5 protein-coding genes are annotated in these 4089 nt (G+C 40.7%); all 5 read left to right on the forward strand.

What is annotated here, in order from left to right; genetic code table 11:
- The first annotated feature begins 440 nt into the window (after nt 1-440).
- Nucleotides 441-1502, forward strand: a complete 1062-nt coding sequence (locus tag ACYP03_RS23690) for a hypothetical protein (RefSeq protein ID WP_459782322.1) — start codon at nt 441-443, stop codon at nt 1500-1502.
- A 280-nt stretch (nt 1503-1782) separates the two neighbouring features.
- Nucleotides 1783-2196 carry a DnaJ domain-containing protein gene (locus tag ACYP03_RS23695; protein WP_459782323.1) on the forward strand — a complete coding sequence of 138 codons (414 nt, stop codon included), beginning with the start codon at nt 1783-1785 and terminating at the stop codon, nt 2194-2196.
- Nucleotides 2197-2207: 11 nt separating this feature from the next.
- The gene (locus ACYP03_RS23700; RefSeq protein ID WP_459782324.1) at nt 2208-2657 is read left to right on the forward strand and encodes a hypothetical protein; all 450 of its coding nucleotides are present in this window, start codon (nt 2208-2210) and stop codon (nt 2655-2657) included.
- Nucleotides 2657-3325, forward strand: a complete 669-nt coding sequence (locus ACYP03_RS23705) for an HNH endonuclease signature motif containing protein (protein ID WP_459782325.1) — start codon at nt 2657-2659, stop codon at nt 3323-3325. Before ACYP03_RS23700 ends, ACYP03_RS23705 begins: the two co-directional genes overlap by 1 nt.
- A 406-nt stretch (nt 3326-3731) precedes the next feature.
- Nucleotides 3732-4089, forward strand: a 358-nt coding sequence (locus tag ACYP03_RS23710; RefSeq protein WP_459782326.1) for an H-NS family histone-like protein, incomplete at its 3' end; no start/stop codon positions are given.

Genomic DNA, 4089 nt, shown 5'->3' on the forward strand with positions numbered 1-4089 from the left:
TAGGTATGCCCGTCAGAAGCTAACTGCTGGTCATATATGGCATCGTTGATCCTCAAGCTGATTTGATCAACAACGCCATCGACTACTGACGATGGGTTACAGTACGGATGATTTGAATCGTATTAACCCAAAGCTTCATGATGGGATGAAAAATAATAAAAATGAGACGGATGGCACACCTTAATGTGACTGTTAATAACAACCAAGTATTATATGCACATTATAGATTTCTTGGCACTAAAATTCTGTTTTTTCGTATGATATCTGAAGTGTGAGCATAGCCGAGTGACGAACACTCAGGCTAAAAATCACGAACAGCATTGATTCTCTTGGGCAATCAATACACATTTTCTTCTTGTGGCTTCTAGCATGGAATGAGGGTGAAGTTATAAAATGGCTTACAATCCTTATAGTGGTTTTTTTTGTTTCTATGAATAGTGATGAGAGATATGGTTAAAAAGAATTTCTATGCTAGAAAAAAAGGGAACATCTATCATTTATGTTTCCCTGAGTCGACCGGGTTCTTTGACGGTAAGCTCTTTCTAAACGCTGGAAAAGGTTCGGCCATTAAATTTCAGGGTAAATTAATTTTTGCTGATGGCTGCCTCTCTTCAATTAAAATAATTGATCTGACGGGAAATGGTGACAACAGCGGCAATTCAAATAAAGGCTATGGCAGTGACATAGTTTCAAGTACATTAGCTTTTCTTCAATATTACTTCACAAATGCTGATTTGATTACTTCAACGGTTAAATTGATAGGTAAAATGTCACCTGATGGTGACGATGAAAAAAATGCTTGTAGGTCACATCAACGCCGTGTCGCTTTTTGGCAGAAAATGGGTATGAAAGTGCATGACCCTTCTAGTCAATATTCAAGGATATCAGGTCTGTTCAAAAGAGAATCAGCATACATTATACCTTCTGTTCAGGTAACAGATTGGTATGAAGATATTGATGTTCGTGCTATGAGTCATTGCACAGATGAAGACAAATATGTTGCGTTATGTTTTTGGAGGACATCTCTTGCACAAAACAAGCAAGAATTATCAAGGTTAGAGAATCTTCACTCAGAACATAATGAAAATGAAAGGTCAAGATTGAAACAATGGGTGCGCATCTATCAATTCATAGGAGCTGTAGGGGCTGTTGGGGGAGCGCTTTCTTTGGGCATGCCCGCGATTGATGTTGTGATAAGTATGCTAATTGGCGCAGTAGCCGGTCTTCTGATGTTTCACCACAATGGTCCTAACGTAAAGGAGTATGATCAACTGCGTGCATTAATTTCATTAAGATGCATGTTAAAAGATGAGATCACAGAACGTGAGACACTCCAATGCGGACTACTCTACCGTCTCCTTACAGACAAAAATTTACTTTCAACTGCACAACGTAATGGGTTGACCATTCCCCCTGGACAGATTAAATCGTTCCATCTTGCTGGAGAGGGCATGAGCCAGTATTTGGACGCTTTTGCATTGGTGATGAACGACGTTAAATAAGAAGTACGAACAAAAGACTCTCATCCGAAGACGAAAATTACTTGTTGTATCGAAGTTTTTCATACACAAACTGAGTATATGTAAATAAGTGCACATGTGGCGGTTAGAGCTATAGACACCTATATACTTAGAAAAATTTCTGAGTGTGCCTTTCTGTGGTTGGGAGATCTTTTTCTTAGCTTGCTCAAAATATCTACGTTCGAGCGATTATATCTTAAGGTTGTGTAAAATTTCAGCTTCATGCATATTGTGAAGATTATTTGAAATTGAAAGGCATCTTATGAACACTATCTTGATTATCTCGACTCTATGCTTTGCGGCACTCAATGCTCTTTTGTTAATCAAACGAAAGAAAGACCGCGCAGAGCACAATTCGTTGGCAAAGAAGTTGGCTTTAGTTCAGTCTCAATTGGAAGAGCTACAAGCCAAAGATAAGCTCGGCGTCTCATTGGGAGAAGTGGATTACTTTAAATCACGGAAAGACAAGCTGATGTTCTTGTTGCTTGAAGTCGATGGCAAACGTCGCAATCAACTTTTGGGCATCACCCCTAATATGTACGACGACGGTCAAGCAGCTAAAAAATGGTACAAGTCGTTGTCTTTGCAAGTGCACCCTGACAAAAACCCTGGCGACGAGAATGCCGCGAAAGCATTTGATAAGCTCAACGAGCTTTACACTATGATGACACTTTAAAGGTGACTGACATGAGTGATAAACAGCTACCCGTTGCTCAGGTGTCTTTGTCTAAGCTTGTTACCCCTTTAATCACCAGTGTTGCCAAAGATGTTAACGAGACCATCGACCGAAACAACCAAGACCTGTTAGAAAATTCTTATACGGTGCTTGATCATGGTAATCAAACACACAAGCCATTTTACAACACCCCTTCTTTAGCGAAGTCCATTGGCACTGACATTAGAGGACTGAAAGATGCGCTCGCTGAAGCCGACGAGGGTGAGGTGAAGTGGATAAACAAAGTGCCTTATTTGGCGCAAGGCAGTACGTTGGAATTTTTATATGAGCGCTTAGAGCAGCCTAGAGACAGCCGCGAGCAAGCGCTTATCGAACATACTATCGACACGATAAACTTAGCAGATGACTTAAGTTATACGTGCATTATTGAGAAAATCGGAAAAGCATCCAGTGATCAATAATGGAAGAGAATGTTTTTATGAATGAATCAATGAAAATTGCATTATTAGAAGAGACACAAACTGTCGTTAGTCACGCCGTTGATGGTGAGCGCCCCATAACGGCTTTACAGGTGCAGACAGACACCAAAGTGGTCAATTATCGCCTTTACATGGACTCCCGCATAATTCATGAACAGACGGGCTTATCCAAATCTGAGGCGAAAGATCATGTGGTTAATGCCCCTGAAGACAAAAAATTTCACATAGGTGATGTAGCCTTCGTTAGAATGGCTACGGTTATGAAATGGAATCAACCCTGTTTGCAAAGTGACGACCCCGACGTTAAGGCGCGTGGCCAAGCCTTTCGATCATCAGCACACGGGCTATTCACCGAAACTGGTGCCATGAAATCACGCGCGATTGCTGCCACCACGGTGGAAAAAAAATCCAACCAAGCAAAGAGGATGAAACGCAAACAACTGAGAGAGGCAGGTCAAGATGAGGAGTGCCAACTTTCACAACAGCCAATCAATGGGCAAGATACGGAGATGCACCACGTTGTGCGCGTTGCGGATAAACCAGAGTTGGCTGCTGAGATGGATAACATTGTACTCTCTCTAACTAAACGTCATCAAGAAGAGCACAAAAACGACAAAACCCTTCCCACGCCGTCGAATTTAGACATATAAACAGTAGTGCCGGTCTTCATTTGAAAGATAGGCACACTCTTTTTTGCCTGCCTCAATTTAACATTTTTTTCGTATCGCTTTCTAATCTGAAAATATCCTCCGATACTATTAAGCGGGAGTTGAGCTACTATCATGCTAGTGATTTTGTTTAATAGGTTGTTACCTTTCGAGTCTTATTGAACCTCCTTACAATTTCTTGATATGCATTTCTTGGATGTTGAACATTTTAGTAAACTTGTCTTGGGGAAGTTAAAAGATATGCATGCATGGTCGAAATGATTTTTTAAAAAAAAATCATTTGATTACCATTGATTATTCGGCATACTAACGGAAATTGAATATATAGCTGTTATACTATATTTATTTCATAACCAAAGCTCATCACTTGATTATAAGAAGAGGCACTATGTCAGAAGAACTGAAAGTACTGTTAAATATCCGTTCACTGCGTGCAGCTGCACGTGAATATCCTTTAGAACAATTGAAAGATGCATTATCAAAATTAACAACGGTTGTTACTGAGCGCGAAGAACACGAAGCTGAAGATATTGCGAAAGAAAAAGAGCGTGAAGAAAAATTAAACCAATACCGTGAAATGCTTCTAGCTGAAGGCATTGATCCTGGAGAGCTCTTGTCACAGTCTGGGGCGAAAAAGGCTAAGAGTAAACGTGCAGCACGGCCGCCGAAGGGCGTTGTTGATCAAATCAGCTTGAGGATCAACGATGCCATATATGACCAGCAGTTAGCTTCTGACGGGCATACCT

This window comes from Photobacterium sp. R1, from assembly GCF_054600795.1.

Bases quoted from the DNA above. Each gene is read 5' to 3' on its own strand.
- ACYP03_RS23690 (WP_459782322.1), top strand. From the start codon at position 441: ATGAGAGATATGGTTAAAAAGAATTTCTATGCTAGAAAAAAAGGGAAC.
- ACYP03_RS23695 (WP_459782323.1), top strand. From the start codon at position 1,783: ATGAACACTATCTTGATTATCTCGACTCTATGCTTTGCGGCACTCAAT.
- ACYP03_RS23700 (WP_459782324.1), top strand. From the start codon at position 2,208: ATGAGTGATAAACAGCTACCCGTTGCTCAGGTGTCTTTGTCTAAGCTT.
- ACYP03_RS23705 (WP_459782325.1), top strand. From the start codon at position 2,657: ATGGAAGAGAATGTTTTTATGAATGAATCAATGAAAATTGCATTATTA.